This window comes from Proteus sp. fly-1089 (assembly GCF_040138965.1).
GTDB lineage: Bacteria > Pseudomonadota > Gammaproteobacteria > Enterobacterales > Enterobacteriaceae > Proteus > Proteus vulgaris_B.
On record NZ_JBEETS010000004.1, the window covers coordinates 1 to 23,269 of the forward strand.

Consider the following 23,269-nt stretch of genomic DNA (forward strand, 5'->3'; position numbering starts at 1 on the left):
GGTAGTTCAGTTGGTTAGAATACCTGCCTGTCACGCAGGGGGTCGCGGGTTCGAGTCCCGTCCGTTCCGCCAACATTAAGAAACCTAAGTCTAACGACTTAGGTTTTTTTTTGCTTAAAATTTAAGAATAAATAGATATTAAATTTCTAAAATTAAGTAAAAATAACTAATTTATATAAAAATAATTACTTTTGTTGATTATGACGTCCTTTTAAAAGATGAGGGTAGCGCTAGGCTTTGGTATACTTAAGTTATAGCAAGAAATCTTGCTGCTTATCTGAGGTTGTGAATGGCGAAGAAACCGACTTATTCAGTACGTTTTGTGGCAGGTCAACCTGTAGAAAGGATTGAACCAAGCCCGCCTTTAAGTGAAAGAAAAGATACATTACCTATTGGAATGCCTCTTTATACAGAAGGCACACTAAAAATTGCGGTTTGGAATATCTATAAACAGCAACGACCCAATTGGCGTAATATGTTAGAGATTTTATCAACCGATACGCATTTACTTTTATTGCAAGAGGCTCAAACTACGCCTGAGCTTGTTCGTTTTGCAGGAACCCATCATTTAATTGCAGATCAAGTTCCCGCCTTAGCTTTTCAGCAACATCCTGCGGGTGTAATGACTTTATCAAGTTCTCATCCTATCTATTGTTGTCCTCTAAGAGAAAAAGAACCTTTTCTACGCTTATCAAAATCAGCATTAATTACGGTATATCCGTTGATTACGGGTGATCATTTAATGGTGATTAATGTACATGCGATTAATTTTAGTTTTGGTGTTGATGTGTATCAGCGTCAATTAAGTAATTTATCCGTTCATATCATGCACCATAAAGGCCCCATTATTCTTGCGGGGGATTTTAATGCATGGAGTCGTCCTAGAGTGAATGTATTAAAGCGTTTTGCTAGAAGGTTAAGACTTAAAGAGGTTATTTTCGATAATGATTGGCGTACTAAAGCATTTGGTAAACCATTAGATTATATTTTCTATCGTGGATTATCGCTAAATAATGCAGAAGTGCTGATCACTGATGCTTCAGACCATCATCCTTTAATTGCAACATTTTATTAGTGAGTGATAATAACTATACTTAATATTAAATTTAAATATTTAAATTTGATATGATTATATCTATTATCAATTAGAATAATTATTTTAATGATAGTTTATCTATCTATTTAATCTATTTGTTATATTAATACCTTTTACTATACTTTTTTTGTCTATCTAATATCACTAGATATAGGAAATAAAATGCCAACAAAAAATATAGTTATTATTGGTGGTGGTACCGGCGGAACTATTCTTGCTAATATCCTGGCTAAAAAATTAAATGAAGAAATCTTTTCAAATAAAATCAAAATAACACTTATTTCAGATAATCTTCATCATTATTACAAGCCTGCATTTATGTATATTGCATTTAATCTTTTTTTAAAAGAAGAGTTAATGCGATCAGAAAGAAGTTTATTAAGACCTGAAATTGAATTTGTTATAGATAAAGCTGAGCACTTTGACTTTAACAATAAAATTATCTATTGCGAATCTAAGAAAAAATATAATTATGATTTCTTAGTTTTAGCAACGGGTTGTGTTCCTAGCCCTCATAGAATTGAAGGTTTAAAAGAAGCAGTAAGTCATTTTTATCAATATGAAGCAGCAAGAGCGCTTGCTGATAAACTTGCAACAATTGAAAAAGGGCGTGTATTTATTACAGTGAGTTTCCCTGAAACGCCGAATGTACCTCATCAATGTGGTATTGCTCCTATGGAAACAACCTTGATGCTTGATGAACTATTACGTCAACGTCGAGTAAGAAGCAATATTGAAATTGTCTATACTTATCCTACAGTTGCTCAACTCTTAAGAAACTGTTTGTTTATGCAACAAGAGGTTTGTGAAGTCCTTCCTGCGGTATTTTCAGAGCGAGATATTAAAGCTAAACGTGGATTTACATTAAGCCATGTTGATCCAGATAAAAAGATAGCTTACTCAAAAGAAGGGGAAGCAGAGCCGTTTGATATTTTGATGAGCACTCCGCCAATTACTGCGGTTGAAGCTATTCGTAACACGGGGTTAAGTGAGCATAATAATGGTGAAGGTTGGTTACCGACAGATCCTGAAACATTGCAAGTTTATGGATTAAACCAAGTTTATGTTATTGGTGATACCGTTGATTTACCAATCAGTAAAGCCGGTGGTAGTTGCCATAACCAAGCAGGTGTGATTGCTAATAATATCTGTGGTGAACTTCGCTATGGCTATCCTGCCGCCATTTACGATGGTCGAGTACAAGCCGTTGCACAAATGGGGCTATCAGCAGGAATGCCATTACAATATGACTATAAGCACGACGTAATACCGACACCGCCAACAAAATTAGGGGGGTTATTGCGTAATAGTTATAACAGAGGCTTATATTGGGCAACAGTTAGAGGATTATTATAGGGGATACAATAATGAGTGAAAATAATTTAAGCCCAGAAGATATTCAACTGTTAACGGATGAAGATAAATTACACCTTCAACATTTATTAGAAAAAGCAAGACCATTATTAGCATTAAAGCGGTTTGATAATATCGTCGATTTATTATCTTTAATATCAGATTCAATAGATATTATGGATAATGCGACAGTTGAAAAATTGTCAGTTGCATTCGAGGAAACATTAATTCCAGTATGGGAGTTAAGTGCTGCTTATAATATGGCAAAGAAAGAATCTATTTATCAAGATAAAAAATATACTTTAGGATCAACTTTTTCGTTATTAAAAAACCCGGATACGCTTAAAGGAATTTCTATTATTCTAAGAACAGTTCAAATTATCGGGGAAAATAATCAACGAATAGAAAATTAATTAGTAATTAGGAGATATAATGATGCAAGATAATAAACATTTTAATACTCAAGCAATACATTATGGCTATTCTCCGTTAGATTCTCAGGGGGCATTAGTGCCTCCTGTTTTTCAAACGTCTACTTTTGTTTTTCCGACGGCTCAATATGGAGCTGATTGTTTTGCAGGACGGCGAAAAGGACATTTCTATTCACGGATTTCTAATCCCACATTAAATTTATTAGAAAAACGTTTAGCACAATTAGAAGGTGGCGAAGGTGCAGTTGTTTTTTCTTCAGGAATGGGTGCAATTACGTCAACTTGCTGGTCGTTACTTCAACCTGGTGATGAATTGATTGCTGATATGACGCTTTATGGATGCACTTTTACTTTTTTTAATCATGGGCTTGCTAAGTTTGGTGTTAAAATAAAGCACGTTGATTTAACTAATCTTGAAAAGTTGAAAGAAGCGATTACTGAGAAAACAAAATTAATTTTTTTTGAAACTCCTGCTAACCCTAATATGCGCATCAGTGATATAGAAAAAATATCAGAAATAGCTCATCAGCATAATATTTCAGTGATAGTGGATAACACTTACTGTTCACCTTATTTACAACAACCTTTAAAACTTGGTGCAGATATTATAGTACATTCAATGACCAAATATTTATCAGGCCATGGTGATGTGACTGCGGGCGCGATTATTACTACACATGAATTAGCCGATAAAATACGTGTTGAGGGGTTAAAGGATATGACTGGGGCTTGTTTGTCTCCTCACGATGCCTCGTTAATATTACGAGGCATAAAAACGTTAGGTATAAGAATGGAGCAGATCTGTCAAAATACACAACGTATAGCTCAATACCTTGAAGATAATCCTAAAGTCGAAACTATTTATTATCCTGGGCTGACTTCTTTTCCTCAATATGAACTAGCCAAACGTCAAATGCGATTAGCTGGAGGTATGATAGCTATTGAGTTAAAAGGGGGCATTAAAGCCGGCAGAGAATTTCTCAATCGCTTAAATCTTTTTAGTCGAGCTGTGAGCTTAGGAGACTGTGAATCTTTAGCTCAACATCCAGCAACAATGACTCATGCTACTTATAGTGCAGAAGAACGGCAAAGGCATGGTATTAGTGACGGTTTGGTTCGTTTATCAATAGGTCTGGAAGATGTGGATGATTTAATTGCAGATCTAGAACAAGCACTGGATTAGTAACAGTAGCTATTATGTAATAAAGAAAAAGGCTGTGAAATTATCCACAGCCTTTATTGTTCAATTTACATATTGGTTAATCCAGAAATATGATTTATTTCTGGTTCATTCTTGGTTTGATACCTACATAGTAGCCGATAGTTAAAATCGCTACCCATATCATACCCACAATTAATGCCATTCTAGTTGATTCAAAATAACCTAAGATTGCGATAACAAACGCCATAAAAACGATAGTCAGCGCAGGTGCAACTGGCCATAGCGGTACCGGAAATTTAAGTGTTTTTACTTCTTCGGCGCTCATCTTACGGCGCATGGCGACTTGAGAAAGCAAAATCATTAACCAAACCCAAACTGTTGCAAATGTCGCAATAGAGGCAATTAAAACAAAGATTTGTTCTGGAATAAGGTAATTAAGCACGACGCCAAGTAACAGTACCACAGACATCACTAGTACCGTCATCCAAGGCACGCCATTACGGGTAAGCTTCATAAAGGATTTAGGTGCTTGTCCTTCTTGAGCCATACCGTACATCATACGACCAGCCCCAAAGATATCACTATTAATTGCGGAAATGGCAGCTGTGATAACCACTAGGTTTAAGATATTTGCGGCTGAATTGATCCCTAGATTCGAGAAAATCTGTACAAATGGGCTACCGTTATGGCCGATTTGTTGCCAAGGGAAAATACACATTAGAATGAATATCGTTAGAACATAGAATAATAAGATACGAAACGGTACGGCATTGATAGCTTTAGGAATGGTTTTCTCAGGATCTTTAGCTTCACTGGCAGTAATACCAATTACTTCAATCCCACCAAATGCAAACATCACAATGGCAAGCGAGGCGATAACCCCTTCAATACCATTTGGCATAAAACCACCAAACTCCCATAAGTTAGAGATACCAATAGGATGTTCAGTTTGTTGGCCAAAGCCATACATCATAATAACAACACCGCCAATGATCATTGCGATAATAGCGGTGACTTTAACAATAGAAAGCCAAAACTCCATTTCACCAAATATCTTCACATGGCAAAGGTTTAAGGCACCAATAAAGCAAACTATGCCTAATACCCATATCCATTGATCGACATCTGGGAACCAAAGTTTCATATAAAAACCAAATGCTGTGACGTCAGCCAGACACACAATCAGCATTTCAAAAACGTAGTTCCAGCCGGTTAAGAAGCCTGCTAAAGGCCCCATATAATGGCTAGCATATTGTGAGAAAGAGCCCGCAACAGGATGATGAACGGCCATTTCCCCTAATGCACGCATAACCATAAATACCGCAGCACCACCAATAAGGTAAGCCAATAATACTGCTGGACCTGCTTTTTCAATGGCTGCAGCTGAGCCATAAAATAGACCAGTCCCGATCGCAGAGCCTAGCGCCATGAAACGAATGTGCCGCCCTGATAATCCTCGTGAAAGTTGATTCTCTTTTTGCATCTAAAGTATTCCCATCTCTGTCCAACGGAGGAACTCTATCCTCTTTTTCAGTGTCTTCTCGCACGTTAGCTATTCAAAACAAACCATGTACCTTATCATAAAGCCTCTTACGGTGAGATAGTTATCTGTAATAATCATCAGCATTCATTGGATATCAGAGTTTCTTATGCAATACCCCATTAATGAAGTGTTTCAAACCTTACAGGGTGAAGGTGTTTTTACTGGCGTTCCTGCGCTTTTTGTTCGATTACAAGGTTGCCCAGTTGGCTGTAGTTGGTGTGATACGAAGCATACTTGGGAAAAAGAGGACGAAAAAAAAGTTCCTCTCGGTGATATCCCGATTAAAACGCAAGAAAGCGATACTTGGGGCGAAGCCAGTGTTGCTGAAATTTTATCACTTTTTCAGCAACAAGGTTATAGTGCAAAACACGTTGTTATTACGGGAGGGGAGCCTTGTTTATATGATTTGCATCCTTTAACGCAAGGGTTAGAGCAAGCCGGTTTTGCCTGCCAGATAGAAACCAGCGGTACTCATGACATTCTATGTAGTGAAAAAACATGGGTTACACTTTCACCTAAAGTAGGAATGCGAGGTGGTTTTCGTGTTTTATCAAGCGCTATCAATCGCGCTAATGAGATAAAACATCCAGTTGGACGTGAAAAAGATATTGAAGCTTTGGATACATTACTGGCATTACGCACAGAACAACCCGCACCTGTTGTTGCTTTACAACCCATTAGTTGTAAAGAAAGTGCAACGGCATTGTGTATTAAAACTTGTATTGAACGTAATTGGCGTTTCTCAATGCAAACGCATAAATATTTAAATATTGCGTGATCACATTTTAATATGAAAAAATCAGCCAATAAAAGGCTGATTTTTTTAGATAATAACGGTTTAATGTTAATACAAATCTATTCACCGCGATAAATACATCCTGCTGTACACGTCTCTTTCACCATTATTGCAGATAATAATGGTAATACTGGTTTTACTTGCTGCCAAATCCATTTTGCGAGCACTTCGCTGGTCGGATTTTCAAGGCCTTCAATTTCGTTAAGATAGTAGTGATCAAGGCGATCAAGAGTAGGTTTAAATGCGGCTTTAACATCAGCAAAATCAATAAGCCAACCTGACTGCGTATCAACTTCACCTGTTAGCTCTAATCTAACCAAAAAGGAGTGTCCGTGCAGGCGTCCACATTTGTGGCCTTCAGGAACATTCGGTAAATGGTGGGCGGCTTCAAACTGAAAATCTTTAAAGATGGTGGTTGTCATCAAAACTCTCTTGACTTAATTAGTAAAAAAAAGACACAAATAGAACGAAGTCTATCAGTGTAGCCGATTTAGCGTATCACGCCTAATCTCCCTTAATCTTAATGACTTGTTATGTTCCTTTTTGCTTATTAATTATATTGGTAAAGGAAACCGATAAATAAATTTAGCATTTAAGGTTATTAGATAGAGCCAACAGGTCTTTAATTCACCTTCTAGTCGTGAGATACCCTCTCAATATTAGAAATATTATCAAAGAACAATAAAGCACAGATAAGTGCTTCGCTTTTTTAAGGCAGGATAAATGAGCAATCAACCCCCATTATTATCAATGCTTCCATTAACATCGGAGCAATTGAATAAATTACAGGACGCAACAAAAGATCTCTCAACTGCGCAAATTGCGTGGTTATCTGGGTATTTATGGGGGCAATTGGATCATGCTACCGTATCCGTACCAACAGCAGTTGTTTCACCACAAGTTCCTGAACAAGAGACAATAACATTAATCTCTGCCTCCCAGACTGGTAATGCCCGCCATCTGGCAGAACAATTACGAGATAACCTAGTTGCTCATAAATTGAATGTTGAGTTGTACTCTGCCAGTGAATATAAATTTAAGCAGATCCATAAAGCGACAACTTTAATTATTATTGCATCTACACAAGGAGAGGGCGAACCTCCAGAGGAAGCGATTGCTTTCTATAAATACCTGCACTCTAAAAAAGCCGCTGAAATGAAAGAAACGGCTTATGCAGTTTTCAGTTTAGGCGATACCTCTTACGAATATTTCTGCAAAGCAGGCAAAGACTTTGATGAAAGAATTACCCAGCTTGGTGCAACATGTTTATTACCTAGAGTTGATGCTGATGTTGAATATCAATCTGTTGCGGATGAATGGATAAAACAGCTTACAGAACTCTTAACAGCAAGAGTACCGGCACAAAGTACGCAAGTCTTACAACAAACACAGTCAGGCACGACAGATACAGTTAATGCCTCTATCTATCATAGAGATGCGCCTTTTACTGCCACATTACTGACTAATCAAAAAATCACAGGTCGAAATTCAGATAGAGATATTCGTCATATTGAAATCAGTCTTGAAGGTTCTGATTTACAATATCAACCCGGTGATGCGCTGGGAGTTTGGTTTAATAACTCATCTGAAAAAGTCGATGAACTTATTGCTTTGTTGTGGCTAAAGGGTGATGAACCTGTCACGTTAAAATCTCAAACATTCACCTTAAAAGAGGCCTTATTACATCATTGTGAACTGACTCAAAATAGCGCGCCTATCGTCAAGGCTTATGCACAACTTACACGACATGAAGATTTATTGTCATTGGTGGCTGATAAAACAAAGCTTCAGCAATATGCAGACAAACACCCTATTAATGAGATGGTGCGCCAATATTGCGCTCAACCAACGGCACAAGATTTTGTGGATATTTTACGCCCATTAACACCACGCCTTTATTCTATCGCTTCATCACAACAAGAAGTAGAAGACGAAGTACACCTTACTTTAGGGGTTGTACGTTACGACGTTAATTCGCGCGCTTATACCGGCGGCGCCTCTGGTTTTTTAGCTGATGGCTTAAAAGAAGGCGATAGTGTCAATGTTTTTATCGAGAAAAATGCACATTTTCGTCTCCCTGAAGATAACACTGCACCTGTCATTATGATTGGTCCAGGCACAGGCATTGCACCTTTTAGGGGCTTTATGCAGCAGCGCGAAAATGACGCGGCAACAGGTAAAAATTGGTTATTTTTTGGTAATCCTCATTTTGTAGAAGATTTTCTCTATCAAGTGGAATGGCAACGTTATGTCAAAAGCGGTCTGTTAACTCATATCGATTTAGCATGGTCACGAGATCAAGCACATAAAATTTATGTACAAGATAAATTGCGTGAACGTGGCAATGAGATTTGGCAATGGTTACAGCAAGGTGCTTATCTTTATGTCTGTGGTGATGCGTCACGAATGGCAAAAGATGTTGAACAGGCGTTGTTAGATATTGTGATGGAGTGTGGCAATAAAAATATTGAAGAAGCAGATGAATACTTAAGTGAGCTACGTCTAGAAAGGCGTTATCAGAGGGATGTCTATTAAATGAAATCACACACTCAAGCGCCCTTAGTGGTTGAAGGGAAACTGGCTGATAGTGAACGCATGAAAAAAGAGAGTCACTTTTTACGCGGCACTATTACAGAAGACTTACAAAATGGTTTAACCGGTGGCTTTGAAGGCGATAACTTTTTGTTAATTCGTTTTCATGGCATGTATCAACAAGATGACAGAGATATTCGAGCTGAACGTGCAGAGCAAATGCTAGAACCTCGCCATGCCATGATGCTACGTTGTCGTTTGCCCGGTGGCATTATTTCGCCTAAACAGTGGCTTAGCATTGATAAGTTTGCGACGGAAAATACGCTATATGGCAGTATTCGTATTACCAATCGTCAAACATTTCAATTTCATGGCATTTTAAAGGGCAATGTAAAACCCGCTCATCAAATGTTAGCCGCCACAGGATTGGATTCTCTAGCTACTGCGAATGATGTTAACCGTAATGTCCTATGTACTTCAAACCCAGTACAATCTTCATTACACCAAGAAGCGTATGAGTGGGCGAAAAAAATATCAGAACACTTATTACCTCGCACTCATGCTTATGCGGAAATCTGGTTAGATAAAGAGAAAGTTGCAACTACAGACGAAGAGCCTATTTTGGGGGAAACCTACTTACCACGGAAATTTAAAACCTCAGTGGTGATCCCGCCCCATAATGATGTTGATCTGCATGCGAATGACATGAATTTTATTGCGATTGCTGAAAATGGGCATCTTGTCGGATTTAATGTGCTGGTGGGTGGCGGTTTAGCCATGACACATGGCGATAAGAAAACCTTTCCTCGCTTAGCCAGTGAATTTGGTTATATCCCTATTGAAAAAACCTTAGCAATTGCTGAGGCGATTGTGACAACTCAGCGTGACTGGGGAAATCGAACTGAACGCAAAAATGCAAAAACAAAATACACATTAGAACGCGTTGGTGTAGAGACGTTTAAACAAGAGGTTGAACGCCGTTCAGGTGTCACTTTTGAGGCTATTCGACCTTATGAATTTACACATAGAGGCGATCAGATTGGTTGGTTAAAAGGTGTTGATGATAAATGGCATCTTACTTTATTTATTGAAAGTGGCCGGTTGATTGATACGCCTGATGCTCCATTAAAAACAGGTGTCGCTGAAATCGCTAAAATTCATCAAGGCGATTTTCGCCTTACGGCTAATCAGAATTTAATTGTGGCAGGTGTACCTGAGAATGAAAAAACCAATATTGAGGCAATTGCTCGTCGATATGGTTTGATCAATAGCCAAGTTACACCACTGCGTGAACATGCGATGGCGTGTGTTTCTTTCCCAACATGCCCATTAGCGATGGCAGAAGCTGAGCGTTTTTTACCCTCATTCACCGACACACTTGATAGCTTAATGACAAAACATGGCATCAGTAATGAGCACATTGTTGTACGCGTAACTGGATGCCCAAATGGCTGTGGTCGAGCAATGCTTGCAGAAGTGGGGCTGGTGGGAAAAGCCCCTGATCGTTATAACCTACATTTAGGCGGTAATCGTATTGGTACACGCATACCTAGAATGTATCGTGAAAATATTACCTCACAAGAAATCATCGCAATACTTGATACGCTGATTGGTGAATGGGCATCTTCTCGTGATAATAATGAAGGTTTCGGCGATTTTCTTATTCGCACTGATGTTGTTAAACCTGTACTCAACTCTGCCGTGGATTTTTATGAAGTACAGGAGGCGGTATGAGTTTATTTCAGCTTGAACAATTAAGATTATTATCGATAGAAGAACAACAAAAAACGTTAGCTGAAATTAATCAACAACTTGAGCAACTCACCGCTATTGAACGTATTACTTGGGCTTTAGCTCATTTGCCTAAAGCTTATGTACTAAGCTCTAGTTTTGGTATTCAGTCCGCAGTCTGTTTGCATTTAATCACAAGGCAATATCCTGATATCCCCGTGATTTTGACAGATACGGGTTATTTGTTTCCTGAGACTTATCAGTTTATTGATACATTGACTCAACAGTTACAACTTAATTTAAAGGTGTATCGAGCTGAATTATCTTCATCTTGGCAAGAAGCCCGTTACGGTAAACTTTGGTTAAATGGCATAGACGGTATTGAGCGATATAACAACATCAATAAAGTTGAGCCGATGGAAAGAGCATTAAAAACGTTACAGGCTCAAACATGGTTTGCAGGTCTTCGCCGACAACAATCTAAAAGTCGTGAGCATTTGCCAGTGCTTTCAATCGCAAAAGGGATCTTTAAGTTTTTACCGATAGTAGATTGGGATAATAAGCAAATTCATCAATATCTTAAAGAAAATGATTTACCCTATCACCCCTTATGGGAGCAAGGTTATCTCTCTGTGGGTGATACTCATACAACCCGAAAATGGGAAGAGGGTATGAGTGAAGAAGAAACTCGTTTTTTTGGCTTAAAACGTGAGTGTGGGTTACACGAATAACGCCATTATTTATCAATAAAATAAATAGGGTAATAGTTCAATCTATTGCCCTATTTGTCGTTTTTAAAAAATTAACTCATTGAAATTATTTTATTTTTCCTTATTCCTTTCTGTTCCATCACATAGCTTTTTGTCATTTCATAAGCCCTAAAGCACCTTTTATAGTCATTACTCATAAAGTGAACAACGAAGGTGAGATACGCGTATGGATTACCTACCCTTATTTGTGGAATTAAAAGAACGCCCGGTGTTATTGGTGGGTGGTGGTCATGTCGCCGCGCGTAAAGCTTTGCTGTTATTAAGAGCAGGTGCTCGTTTAAGAGTGATTGCACCTCAGTTGTGTGATGAATTACATCTTGCTTATCAGCAAGATAAAATTGAATGGGTGTCAGCAAAATATCAATCTGAACATCTATTAGGAATGATGCTGGTTATTGTGGCTACGGATGACTATGTGCTTAATCAGCAAGTTTATCTTGATGCACAAGCACGACATATTTTTGTCAATGTTGTGGATTCACAACCTCAATGCTCATTTATCTTTCCTGCCATTATTGATAGAAATCCTATTTTGATCGCGATTTCATCTGCGGGAAAAGCGCCTGTTTTAGTTCGTATGATACGTGAAAAGTTAGAGGCCTTATTGCCAAGTTCATTAGGCACAATGGCGACTATAGCAGGAAAATGGCGCAATAAAGTGAAACAACACTTAGATACTTTTCAAGCGCGTTGTCGTTTTTGGGAGCAAGCCTTCGGTGGTAAATTTGCCACTTTAGTGGCGAGTGATCAATTGGTTCAAGCAGAAGCCCAACTTGAGCAACAACTAAAACAAAAAGAGAGCCAACAAGGTGAACTTGCATTAGTTGGGGCAGGGCCAGGTGATGCAGGTTTATTAACACTGCGTGGTTTACAGGTTATTCAACAAGCTGAAGTTGTCCTTTATGACAGTTTAGTGAGTCCAGAGGTTTTAGAGCTTGTACGACGTGATGCTGACACTATTTGTGTGGGCAAAAGAGCTGGGCATCACAGTGTTTCTCAAGAGGAAACAAATGCACTGATTGTGAAATATGCGCAATTAGGTAAACGAGTTGTTCGGTTAAAAGGGGGAGATCCCTTTATTTTTGGACGTGGTGGCGAAGAAATTGAAATTGCTATCGCGCATGGGATTGCGTTTCAGATTGTACCAGGAGTCACAGCTGCCAGCGGAGCAAGCGCTTATGCGGGGATACCATTAACTCATCGACAATATGCTCAAAGCGTTACTTTTATGACGGGTCACTGTAAAGCTGATGGTATTGAACCTGATTGGGGATCATTGGCACAAGCTAATCACACTCTCGCTATTTATATGGGAACGGCAAAAGCAGAGCTGATTAGTCAGCGTTTAATTAAACTCGGACGTTCTCCATTAACGCCTATCGCTGTTATCAGTTGTGGCACACGCCGTGATCAGCAAGTTTTCACGGGTAACCTAACGCAATTAGCACAATTGGCAGAAAAAGCACCAACTCCGGCTCTCCTGATTGTAGGAGAGGTTGCTGCATTGCACCATCAACTTGCGTGGTTTGGCGATAGACACGCTTATCCGTCTTTACCTTCGCACCATTCATCTTTGGTTCATTTTGCCTAAACGAGGTTGTTATGAATGAAACACAGTTAACGCACCTTCAGCAATTAGAAGCAGAAAGTATTTATATCCTGCGTGAAGTTGTCGCTGAATTTGCAAATCCCGTCATGCTTTATTCAATAGGCAAAGATTCCTCGGTGATGTTGCATTTAGCACGCAAGGCGTTCTATCCCGCTAAATTACCTTTTCCTTTGTTACATGTTGATACTGGCTGGAAATTTCGAGAAATGTATGATTTTCGAGATAAAACAGCTAAAGAATATGGTTTTGATCTTAAGGTTTATCGCAATCCGCAAGGTGAAGAGCTTGGAATTAATCCGTTTATTCATGGTAGTGCAAAACATACGGATATCATGAAAACAGAAGGGTTAAAGCAAGCCTTAGACAAATATGGCTTTGATGCGGCATTTGGTGGTGCTCGTCGTGATGAAGAAAAATCACGAGCCAAAGAACGTATTTATTCATTTAGAGATAGATCTCATCGTTGGGATCCGAAAAATCAACGACCTGAATTATGGAAAAACTATAACGGTCAAATTAATAAAGGCGAAAGTATTCGAGTATTTCCATTATCTAACTGGACTGAACTCGATATTTGGCAATATATCTATTTAGAAAATATCGATATTGTTCCTCTTTATTTTGCAAAAAATAGACCTGTTATTGAGCGTGATGGCACATTAATTATGGTTGATGACGACAGAATTGATCTTAAGTCGGGTGAAGTTATCACTCAGCAACAAGTGAGATTTAGAACTTTAGGATGCTGGCCATTAACTGGAGCCATTCCTTCACAAGCCGAAACACTACCTGCCATTATTGAGGAAATGCTGATTTCCACCAGCAGTGAACGACAAGGACGTTTAATTGACAGTGATCAGTCCGCTTCAATGGAGCTGAAAAAACGCCAAGGTTATTTTTAATTGGAGGATATATGGGACTTGAAGCCGTGAAAACAAATCAACTTATTGCTGGCGAAATTGCACATTTTGGTGGTGTGGAAAGCTATCTTAAAATGCAACAAAACAAAGGATTATTACGATTTTTAACTTGTGGTGATGTTGATGATGGTAAAAGCACATTAATTGGACGTTTGCTTCATGATACCAGGCAGATCTATGAAGATCAGCTTTCTACATTACAAACGGAAAGTAAAAAAATAGGTACTCAAGGTGAAAAGCTCGATCTTGCTTTGCTGGTGGATGGATTAGCGGCAGAGAGGGAGCAAGGGATCACTATTGATGTTGCTTACCGTTATTTCTCAACGGCAAAACGCAAGTTTATTATTGCTGATACACCCGGACATGCGCAATATACCCGTAATATGGCGACAGGCGCATCAACCAGTACGCTTTCTATTCTGCTGATCGATTCTCGTAAAGGTGTACAAGAGCAAACACGACGTCACAGTTTTATCAGCACACTTTTGGGGATACGCCATCTGATTGTGGCAATTAACAAAATGGATCTAGTGGATCACCAACAAGCTATTTTTAATTCGATCCAACAAGATTATCTTAAATTTGCCGATCAACTTCCGACAGATCTAACCATTGAATTTGTACCTATCTCTGCGCTTGATGGTGATAATGTCGTTTCACCTTCCTTGAATATGCCTTGGTATCAAGGGAAAACGTTGCTTTCATTATTAGAAGATGCGCCAGTTAAATTGGGAGCATCTACACAATCGCTACGTTTTCCTGTGCAATATGTAAATCGCCCTGATTTAGATTTTAGAGGATATAGTGGCACAATTTCTTCTGGTGTTCTTTACCAAGGACAACAAATCAAAGTATTACCTTCGGGGCAACGTTCTACTATCAAACGTATTGTTACTTTTGATGGTGACTTAACACAAGCGAGTGCAGGACAAGCTATTACACTAGTTTTAACTGATGAAATTGATATTAGTCGTGGCGATATTATTGTTGATAGTAGTGATACAACTGCCAATATTAGCACTCATGCATTGATAGATGTAGTATGGATGTCAGAGCAACCCTTAGTTCAAGGGCACATACTTGATATCAAGATTGCAGGTAAAAAGAGCCGAGCAAAAATAGAGAATATTCATTATCAAGTGGATGTTAATAAGCTTACTCAACAAGTTACAGATAACTTAAGTTTAAATGCAATAGGTAGTGTTGAAGTCTCATTTGAAGAGCCTTTGGTGCTTGATAACTATCAAGCCAATGCCGATATGGGGGGGCTTATTTTTATTGATAGGTTAAGCAATGTCACGGTAGGGGCTGGGCTTATCCGAGAAATTCGCAATACGCCTATACAAACTACGACACAATACGATGCTTTTGAAGTTGAGCTTAATCAGCTTATTCGTCGTCATTTTCCTCATTGGGGAGCAAGAGATCTTCTTGGAGGAAAATAAAGATGATAAGCGAAGATATTATCTGGCATTCGCATAAAATTGGATTAAACGAACGCGAATCACAGCAGGCACACAAAGGATGTGTGCTTTGGTTTACTGGGCTATCAGGATCGGGTAAATCCACGTTGGCTGATGCATTAGAGCAAGCACTTTATCAACACGCCGATTCGCCAATTCACACCTATTTATTAGATGGCGATAATTTACGTCATGGATTATGCCGTGATCTTGGATTTAGCGAAGAGGATCGGCATGAAAATATCCGTCGTGTGGGTGAAGTAGCTAAATTGATGGTAGATGCGGGGCTTATTGTTTTAACCGCTTTTATCTCACCTTATCGAGAAGATAGGCAACAAGTTAGGAGCCATTTTGAGCAAGGTCGATTTATTGAGATCTTTGTCGATACCCCCCTTCATATTTGTGAGGCTCGTGATCCGAAAGAGCTTTATCAAAAGGCAAGACGTGGTGAAATAAAACAATTTTCAGGAATTGATTCACCTTATGAACGCCCTGTTGACCCTGAATTACATTTAGATGGTACACTCTCTATTAATAAACTTACTCAGCAAATCCTCATTTATCTACAGCAAAATCAAATCTACCGTTAATTTTGAAGTGAAATTCAATTATCTCTACGCAAATATCTCATGAAAGGGGTGAATGTGTAGAGATATCAATATGTTATTATCTTAATATACATTTATCATTACTCCCTGTTTAAATATCATTAAGCCTTTTCATATAAAATGAATTTATTTACCAATTAACTCTATTCTGGCTTATCTTAATAAGAAAAAATTAAGCCTTTATCTGAATATTACAAAAGAGCCTCACGTTTATAGTGAGCTGAATACAAATAATAATGTAATATATTCCAGCGCTTTTGTGGCGTCTGTGGTTGAGTTGTGGGATGATTAGCCCATTAATCTTGGGGGTGGTAATGGGGAAATTAACAGTCTTACTTCTGATTTTGCTTGGTTGGCTACAATATTCATTGTGGTTAGGTAAAAATGGTATCCATGATTACAACAAAGTAAGTCAAGAAGTTGAATCTGCATTGGCGCAAAATACGCAGTTAAAAGAGCGTAATGATCGTCTATTTGCAGAGATTGATGACCTCAATGGCGGGCAAGAAGCGTTAGAAGAGCGCGCTCGTAGTGAATTAGGGATGATTAAGCCTAATGAGACCTTCTTCCGTATTGTGAATGATAAGTCTCAACCACGTCGTTAATTTATTGAATTAATAGTGTGTCCTGATACAAATACCATAATGAATATAACAAACTCTACTCTTCCTATTGTTGCCGTTATTCCGGCAGCTGGTATCGGAAGTCGAATGCAATCAATCTGCCCAAAACAATATTTGAAGATTGGTGGATTGACTATTCTTGAACATACCATTAATGCTTTATTAAAACACCCACGCATAATGAAAATTATTGTGGCAATTAGCCCGGACGATCATTATTTTCAAGCCTTGCCTTTAGCACAAGATGAAAGGATCATTACAGTTAATGGTGGAGGAGAGCGAGCGGACTCTGTATTATCGGGTTTAGAGTACGTCACTCAGCATTTTTCTGAAAAGACTTGGGCTCTTGTCCATGATGCAGCGAGGCCTTGCTTGCACTTTGGCGACCTTGATCATCTTATTAAATTAATTGATGAAAACTTCTCAGATCCACAGTTTTGCGGTGGTATTCTTGCAACTCCTGTACGTGATACGATGAAACGTAGCCATCAACAAGATAATCATATTGAACAAACAGTAGAGAGAACAACACTATGGCATGCTTTAACGCCACAGTTCTTTCCAGCCTCGTTATTAAAACAAAATATAGAAAATGCACTCTCAGAAAATGCAACTATTACTGATGAAGCATCAGCGATGGAATTTGCTGGATATGAACCTCTATTAGTGAAAGGGCGTGCAGACAATATCAAAGTGACTCAGCCAGAAGATTTGGCGCTTGCAGAGTTTTTTCTTTCACGCCAAATCACCAATATAAGGAACACACAATAAAATGAGAATTGGACACGGTTACGACGTACATAAATTTGGTGGTGAAGGTCCTATTATTATTGGCGGCGTCAGAGTTCCTTATGAACAAGGCTTATTAGCTCACTCTGATGGCGATGTTGTATTGCATGCGGTGACTGACGCTATTTTAGGCGCAGTGGCAATGGGGGATATTGGTACGTTGTTCCCTGATACTGATCCGGCGTATAAAGGTGCTGATAGCCGTGTATTACTTCGAGAAGCATTTTCACGCGTAAAAGCCAAAGGTTACCGAATTGGTAACTTAGATGTCACTATTATTGCTCAAGCTCCTAAAATGTTACCTCATACACCACAAATGCGTGTCAATATTGCAGAAGATCTTCATTGTCATATTGATGATATCAATGTAAAAGCGACAACAACTGAAAAACTTGGATTTGTGGGTAGAAAAGAAGGTATTGCTTGTGAAGCTGTTGTTTTATTAATAAAAGAGTCATTACCTGAATGAGTGAATTACCAGAACTCCATTGGTTACATGGAAAACCACAAGCAACAGGTTTATTGAAGTCAATTCCTGAAGATTTTATTGTCCGTGAAGATCTTGGTTTCACCCTCGATGGTGAAGGTGAGCATGTCATGGTGAAAGTCAGGAAAACCGGATGTAACACCGCTTTTGTTGCTGAAAAACTGGCAAAATTTGTGGGTATTCACCCTAGAGATGCAAGCTATGCTGGACTAAAAGACAGAAATGCTGTTACCGAACAATGGTTTTGTTTGCGTATGCCGGGTAAAGAGATGCCCGACTTCAGTCAGTTTGTTTTAGAAGGTTGTGAAATTTTAGAAACAACTCGCCAACAACGTAAATTACGTATAGGAACATTAAAAGGTAATCACTTTACATTGGTGTTGAGAGAAATCTCAGACCGTACTTTTGTTGATGTACGTTTAGCCCAAATTAAAGCTAAAGGTATTCCTAACTATTTTGGTACTCAACGATTTGGGCGTAATGGTGAAAACTTACGCCAAGCGATGCGTTGGGCAACCGATGAAATTCGTGTTAAAGAGCGTGGTAAACGCAGTTTTTATCTTTCAGCAGCACGCAGTGCCATGTTCAATCATCTTGTCAGTAAAAGATTAGAGTGTGATTTATACTCAAAAGTGATATTCGGAGATGCAATGCAACTTCATGGACGAGGCAGCTGGTTTGTTGTCGATGAAGCTGAACTCACTTCCACACAAACTCGCTATGAAGAACATGATGTTCATATTACTGCACCTTTACCGGGCAAGGGTGATTTAGGTACACAAGCACAAGCATTGGATTTTGAAACTGAAAATCTGGCAGAATATGAAACATTATGGTCATTGGCTCGACAAGAGCGAGTTGATAATACCAGACGTGCTATCAATGTGTTACCAGAAAATATGTCATGGAATTGGGTAGACGACACCACTGTTTCTCTGTCATTCTTTTTACCTGCAGGAAGCTTTGCAACTAGCGTTGTACGTGAATTAATTTTATTAGGGAATGATGATGCTGAAAATATTGGTGAGTAATGACGATGGTGTGATGGCGAAAGGAATACAGACCCTCGCTAAAGCATTACGCCAGCGCTATGATATACAAATTGTTGCACCTGATCGTAATCGTAGTGCTGCCTCTAACTCTTTAACAATTGACCGGCCATTACGCAAGCAAGAGCTGGAAAATGGCGATATCGCGATTGTTGAAGGAACACCAACAGATTGTGTTTATCTTGGTGTTAATCATTTAGTGCGCCCTCGTCCTGATATTGTGGTTTCTGGTATTAATCATGGCCCTAATTTAGGTGATGATGTTATTTATTCAGGGACAGTGGCAGCAGCAACGGAAGGGCGTTTTTTAGGTTTACCTGCGATTGCCGTCTCATTAGATGGTGAAACGCACTTTGAGACGGCGGCTCAAGTCACTTGTGACGTGTTGGCAATGTTACAACAAATACCTTTAAGAGCCGGGAATATTCTCAATATTAATGTGCCAGATATTCCACTAAATGAAGTAAAAGGGTTTCGTATCACACGTTGTGGGAGTCGTCATGCTTCACAGCACGTTTATACTCACACTGATCCTAGAGGAAATAGCCTTTATTGGATTGGGCCTCCAGGCGAAAAAAACGATGTAGGCCCTGATACAGATTTTGCTGCTGTTGACGAAGGTTATGTGTCGATTACACCCTTACATGTCGATTTAACAGCATACAAAGCACTAGATTTACTACAAAATTGGTTAAATAAAGCAGAGGTCAAAAAAACATGTTAAGTCGGTCAATGAAAGACTTACTGACAATGTTAAAACAGCATGGTATCAAGGATGAAAGCCTGCTGGAAGCAATGAGTAAAGTACCCAGAGAGCTCTTTATTGATGAAGCGCTTTCTCATAAGGCTTATGAAAATACAGCTTTACCTATTGGTAACGGCCAAACTATTTCACAACCTTATATTGTTGCTAAAATGACAACGCTACTAGAATTACAAAGTACGGATTCTGTTTTAGAAATTGGAACAGGATCTGGGTATCAAACGGCTGTTTTAGCAAATTTAGTCCATCATGTCAGCTCTGTTGAGCGTATAAAGATATTACAATGGCAAGCTAAACGACGTTTTAAGCATCTTGATTTACATAATATTTCTACACGCCATGGTGATGGATGGGAAGGGTGGTCATCAAAAGCGCCTTTTAATGCCATAATAGTGACAGCATGTGCAACAGAAGTACCACAACAGTTATTGATGCAATTAGCTGATGGTGGCAGGATGATAATACCTGTAGGCGAACAGCAACAAATACTGAAGTTTATCCGACGTTTAGGTAATGATTTTCACTATCAATCTATAGAAGCTGTTAGGTTTGTTCCTTTAATTTCAGGTGAGTTAGCATAACTTCCAGATAAATCTGACCGCTTTTTATTACTGCTTTTTAATAGCTTGTCGTAATCTGCACTAATAAATGAAACATTTTCAAAAAATTGCAGTCTTTTTGTTTAACTCGACAAATTGCTAGATGCTAATGCCTTTTTAAAGGGAGAAGGAAGTATGAATTCAGAAAGCCCAATTAAGCATGTCCGCTGGGCAATCATGTGTTCGGTAATTGGATTTGCATTAACAGGCTGTGCAGATACACCTTATCGTCCTGCACCCATTACCTCTGTAAATGATAGCTCTTCAAATAACACGGTCTCAACCGCGCCTGTGATGACTAACAGTAATGCGACACCGGTTGAAAGAACGACCCCTTTACAATCGTCACCTCCTCCTTCAATTAAGGTGAATAGTACTTCATCTAATGAGGGCACATATCAGCCTCAAAACCAACCTCGTTCACAAACATCAGTAGCGACTCAAAATGTGGGTACAGATGGTTCTGGCCGTATTGTGTATAACCGCAATTATGACAGTATTCCTAAAGGGAATTACAGCGGTAATACCTATACAGTAAAACGGGGTGATACCATGTTCTATATCGCGTGGATAACAGATAGCGATGTAAAAGAGCTGGCATCAATGAATAATATTCCAGAACCTTACAGTTTAAATGTGGGACAGGTGCTGAATATTGGTAACCGTCAAGTCAATACGGGAACCAATACGAATGTGAATACATCCGTTATCAATCAACCAAGTAGTGCTGGTGTTCAAACGGCTCAAACGAAACCGACAAATAACACATCAATGGGGCCATTGATCACTAAACCGGCAACAACACCGCCGAAAACAACGACTCCGCCACCAACAACCAACACGAATACCACTACGGCAGCAACACCAGCACCAACAGCGGTTTCAGGTAAGTGGATTTGGCCAGCACAAGGTAAGATAATCGAAAGTTATTCAAGTGCCCCAGGAGGCAATAAAGGTATCGATATTGGTGGTACTAAAGGCTCTCCAATAGTTGCAACGGCGGCAGGTAAAGTGGTTTATGCCGGTAGCGCATTACGTGGTTATGGTAACCTTGTTATCATTAAGCATAATGATGAATACCTTAGTGCATATGCGCATAACGACACCATCTTGGTGCGTGAGCAACAAAATGTGAATGCAGGTCAGCAGATTGCGACGATGGGTAGCTCAGGCACAAGCTCTGTCCGACTGCACTTTGAGATCCGTTATAAAGAAAAATCACTCAACCCAATGAGCTATTTACCTAAAAAATAAATAAGTGATTTTTAATTCGTATAGCGAATAATCCTAAAATTAAGCCCTCTCTTTTATAAAAAGGAGAAGGCTTTTTGTTATCTGTAATTAATTAAAATATTGAAAAAAAATACATTTTAACTAAGTAAAACTGCTTAATTAATGATAAGTAAAAATGAGAGGTCGATATAAAATTATAGATAACGTTAAATTAGACGGTTGATTCTCAACCAATGAATGCGTATGCTAAAAAATGTTATATAAAAAATGAATAAAGATTCGTTATTACTAAAGGATGGGCTATAAAATAACCCCTTGTTTGAAAAGGTGTTTTCTTTATTAGATTATCTTTTTAATAATAGTAAATAATAAAAATTATTTGGTATTATTTTATTATTCTGGGTTTTTATTTATTTTTTTAGATACAAATAGTTACAGCTAGCGCATTAAGTGAAGTAATTTTACGTATAGATAAATATACGTAAATATAATAAAAAAACTGTTAATAACCTGCACTCAATAGCTAAGTTATTTATTGAATAAAGAAAGATAAAATTAACAGTAAAATAGATTATGTTATCTTTTATTTTGTAATTCGTTACAAGGGAAAATCAGTAAACCCGTTGTGTCGTGACACAGCGATAAACTGGTAAACAGACTTTAATCAAACGTCGTTTACCTAAATTATCAAGGGTAGGAGCAGCTGATGAGCCAAAGTACGCTAAGAGTAGACGAGTTATATACAGATGAAATTGAAGAGAACATGGAAGAGTTCGATGAAGTTGCTGCAAAAGAGGCAGAAAATGAGTCTGATGCTCAAGACGAAATTGAACTAATTGAAGGAGTCAATCAGCGTGCGCTTGATGCAACTCAGCTTTATTTAGGAGAAATTGGTTATTCTCCGTTGCTGACCGCTGAAGAAGAAGTTTTTTTTGCCCGTAGAGCGTTACGTGGTGACATTCCTTCAAGACAACGAATGATAGAAAGTAACCTTCGTTTAGTTGTTAAGATATCTCGTCGTTATACAAACAGAGGTCTTGCCCTGCTTGATTTGATTGAAGAAGGGAATTTAGGACTGATCCGTGCAGTTGAAAAATTCGATCCTGAAAAAGGTTTTCGTTTTTCAACTTATGCGACATGGTGGATACGTCAAACCATAGAACGTGCCATTATGAATCAAACTCGTACCATTCGTCTGCCCATTCATATCGTTAAAGAGCTGAATGTTTATTTAAGAACTGCAAGAGAACTAGCACATAAGCTTGATCATGAGCCTAGTGTTGAAGAAATTGCACAAACGCTTGATAAACCAGTTGAAGATGTAAGTAAGATGTTGCGTTTAAATGAACGTATTACTTCTGTTGATACCCCAATTGGGGGCGATTCAGATAAAGCCTTACTCGATATTATCTCTGACGACAATGAAGAAGGGCCTGAGGCGACAATTCAAAATAATAACCTCAAGGAAAATATCATAAAGTGGTTATTTGAATTAAATCCTAAGCAACGTGAAGTATTGGCGCGCCGTTTTGGATTATTAGGCTACGAGGCTGAAACTTTAGAAGATGTTGGTAGAGAAATTGGTCTGACAAGAGAAAGAGTTCGTCAAATCCAAGTTGAAGGATTACGCCGACTAAAAGACATTCTGCAAAGTCAGGGGTTATGTATTGAAGCTCTTTTCAAAGCATAACTAGCCTTTATTTCTGTCTACA

22 protein-coding genes are annotated in these 23,269 nt (G+C 38.6%); 20 read left to right on the forward strand and 2 right to left on the reverse strand.

Features of this window, described 5'->3' with window-relative positions; genetic code table 11:
• The first annotated feature begins 289 nt into the window (after positions 1-289).
• The 4 genes from ABN080_RS10460 to ABN080_RS10475 all read left to right on the forward strand — a co-directional run bounded on the left by ABN080_RS10460 (position 290) and on the right by ABN080_RS10475 (position 4,063).
• Complete coding sequence (locus ABN080_RS10460) at positions 290-1,075, forward strand: endonuclease/exonuclease/phosphatase family protein (RefSeq protein WP_072070197.1); 786 nt, start codon at positions 290-292, stop codon at positions 1,073-1,075.
• 183 nt (positions 1,076-1,258) lie between these two features.
• Positions 1,259-2,452: an NAD(P)/FAD-dependent oxidoreductase gene (locus tag ABN080_RS10465; RefSeq protein WP_349440973.1), complete on the forward strand. Its 1,194-nt coding sequence runs from the start codon at positions 1,259-1,261 to the stop codon at positions 2,450-2,452.
• An 11-nt stretch (positions 2,453-2,463) separates the two neighbouring features.
• Positions 2,464-2,862 (forward strand): hypothetical protein, encoded by a 399-nt coding sequence (locus ABN080_RS10470; RefSeq protein WP_349440974.1) that lies wholly within the window; start codon positions 2,464-2,466, stop codon positions 2,860-2,862.
• Positions 2,863-2,881: 19 nt separating this feature from the next.
• The gene (locus tag ABN080_RS10475) at positions 2,882-4,063 is read left to right on the forward strand and encodes a methionine gamma-lyase (protein ID WP_349440975.1); all 1,182 of its coding nucleotides are present in this window, start codon (positions 2,882-2,884) and stop codon (positions 4,061-4,063) included.
• 94 nt (positions 4,064-4,157) lie between these two features.
• On the opposite strand, the gene ABN080_RS10480 is transcribed toward ABN080_RS10475, so the two are convergent.
• Entirely contained in the window at positions 4,158-5,525 is a 1,368-nt protein-coding gene (locus tag ABN080_RS10480; RefSeq protein WP_115350833.1) for an L-histidine transporter HutT, read from the reverse strand.
• Positions 5,526-5,691: 166 nt separating this feature from the next.
• On the opposite strand from ABN080_RS10480, the gene queE reads away from it, so the two are divergent.
• Positions 5,692-6,363, forward strand: a complete 672-nt coding sequence (gene queE, locus ABN080_RS10485) for a 7-carboxy-7-deazaguanine synthase QueE (RefSeq protein ID WP_349440976.1) — start codon at positions 5,692-5,694, stop codon at positions 6,361-6,363.
• Between the two features lie 77 nt (positions 6,364-6,440).
• On the opposite strand, the gene queD is transcribed toward queE, so the two are convergent.
• Complete coding sequence (gene queD / locus ABN080_RS10490) at positions 6,441-6,806, reverse strand: 6-carboxytetrahydropterin synthase QueD (RefSeq protein WP_340893676.1); 366 nt, start codon at positions 6,804-6,806, stop codon at positions 6,441-6,443.
• A 298-nt stretch (positions 6,807-7,104) separates the two neighbouring features.
• Between queD and cysJ the strand changes: the two genes are divergently transcribed.
• The 15 genes from cysJ to rpoS all read left to right on the forward strand — a co-directional run bounded on the left by cysJ (position 7,105) and on the right by rpoS (position 23,247).
• Entirely contained in the window at positions 7,105-8,916 is a 1,812-nt protein-coding gene (gene cysJ / locus ABN080_RS10495; RefSeq protein WP_349440977.1) for an NADPH-dependent assimilatory sulfite reductase flavoprotein subunit, read from the forward strand.
• Positions 8,917-10,647 (forward strand): assimilatory sulfite reductase (NADPH) hemoprotein subunit, encoded by a 1,731-nt coding sequence (cysI, locus tag ABN080_RS10500; RefSeq protein ID WP_349440978.1) that lies wholly within the window; start codon positions 8,917-8,919, stop codon positions 10,645-10,647.
• The gene (locus ABN080_RS10505; RefSeq protein WP_196553850.1) at positions 10,644-11,375 is read left to right on the forward strand and encodes a phosphoadenylyl-sulfate reductase; all 732 of its coding nucleotides are present in this window, start codon (positions 10,644-10,646) and stop codon (positions 11,373-11,375) included. Before cysI ends, ABN080_RS10505 begins: the two co-directional genes overlap by 4 nt.
• Positions 11,376-11,580: 205 nt before the next feature.
• Entirely contained in the window at positions 11,581-13,005 is a 1,425-nt protein-coding gene (gene cysG, locus ABN080_RS10510; protein WP_196553851.1) for a siroheme synthase CysG, read from the forward strand.
• A gap of 11 nt (positions 13,006-13,016) precedes the next feature.
• On the forward strand, positions 13,017-13,925 hold the full coding sequence (gene cysD / locus ABN080_RS10515; protein WP_196553852.1) for a sulfate adenylyltransferase subunit CysD: 909 nt from the start codon (positions 13,017-13,019) through the stop codon (positions 13,923-13,925).
• Between the two features lie 11 nt (positions 13,926-13,936).
• Positions 13,937-15,388 (forward strand): sulfate adenylyltransferase subunit CysN, encoded by a 1,452-nt coding sequence (gene cysN / locus ABN080_RS10520; protein WP_349440979.1) that lies wholly within the window; start codon positions 13,937-13,939, stop codon positions 15,386-15,388.
• A gap of 2 nt (positions 15,389-15,390) precedes the next feature.
• The gene (cysC, locus tag ABN080_RS10525) at positions 15,391-15,996 is read left to right on the forward strand and encodes an adenylyl-sulfate kinase (RefSeq protein ID WP_349440980.1); all 606 of its coding nucleotides are present in this window, start codon (positions 15,391-15,393) and stop codon (positions 15,994-15,996) included.
• A 332-nt stretch (positions 15,997-16,328) separates the two neighbouring features.
• A complete protein-coding gene (ftsB, locus tag ABN080_RS10530) occupies positions 16,329-16,619 on the forward strand; it encodes a cell division protein FtsB (protein WP_072070183.1) in 291 nt (96 codons plus the stop codon).
• A 39-nt stretch (positions 16,620-16,658) separates the two neighbouring features.
• Positions 16,659-17,408: a 2-C-methyl-D-erythritol 4-phosphate cytidylyltransferase gene (gene ispD / locus ABN080_RS10535; protein ID WP_349440981.1), complete on the forward strand. Its 750-nt coding sequence runs from the start codon at positions 16,659-16,661 to the stop codon at positions 17,406-17,408.
• 1 nt (position 17,409) lies between these two features.
• On the forward strand, positions 17,410-17,895 hold the full coding sequence (gene ispF / locus ABN080_RS10540) for a 2-C-methyl-D-erythritol 2,4-cyclodiphosphate synthase (RefSeq protein WP_196553856.1): 486 nt from the start codon (positions 17,410-17,412) through the stop codon (positions 17,893-17,895).
• Positions 17,892-18,944: a tRNA pseudouridine(13) synthase TruD gene (truD, locus tag ABN080_RS10545; RefSeq protein WP_349440982.1), complete on the forward strand. Its 1,053-nt coding sequence runs from the start codon at positions 17,892-17,894 to the stop codon at positions 18,942-18,944. The genes ispF and truD overlap by 4 nt, the downstream gene beginning before the upstream one ends.
• Entirely contained in the window at positions 18,922-19,686 is a 765-nt protein-coding gene (gene surE / locus ABN080_RS10550) for a 5'/3'-nucleotidase SurE (RefSeq protein ID WP_349440983.1), read from the forward strand. The genes truD and surE overlap by 23 nt, the downstream gene beginning before the upstream one ends.
• On the forward strand, positions 19,680-20,306 hold the full coding sequence (locus ABN080_RS10555) for a protein-L-isoaspartate(D-aspartate) O-methyltransferase (RefSeq protein ID WP_072070178.1): 627 nt from the start codon (positions 19,680-19,682) through the stop codon (positions 20,304-20,306). Before surE ends, ABN080_RS10555 begins: the two co-directional genes overlap by 7 nt.
• Positions 20,307-20,459: 153 nt before the next feature.
• Complete coding sequence (gene nlpD, locus ABN080_RS10560; protein WP_196553858.1) at positions 20,460-21,578, forward strand: murein hydrolase activator NlpD; 1,119 nt, start codon at positions 20,460-20,462, stop codon at positions 21,576-21,578.
• Between the two features lie 685 nt (positions 21,579-22,263).
• A complete protein-coding gene (gene rpoS / locus ABN080_RS10565; protein ID WP_349440984.1) occupies positions 22,264-23,247 on the forward strand; it encodes an RNA polymerase sigma factor RpoS in 984 nt (327 codons plus the stop codon).
• The last annotated feature ends 22 nt before the right edge of the window (positions 23,248-23,269 follow it).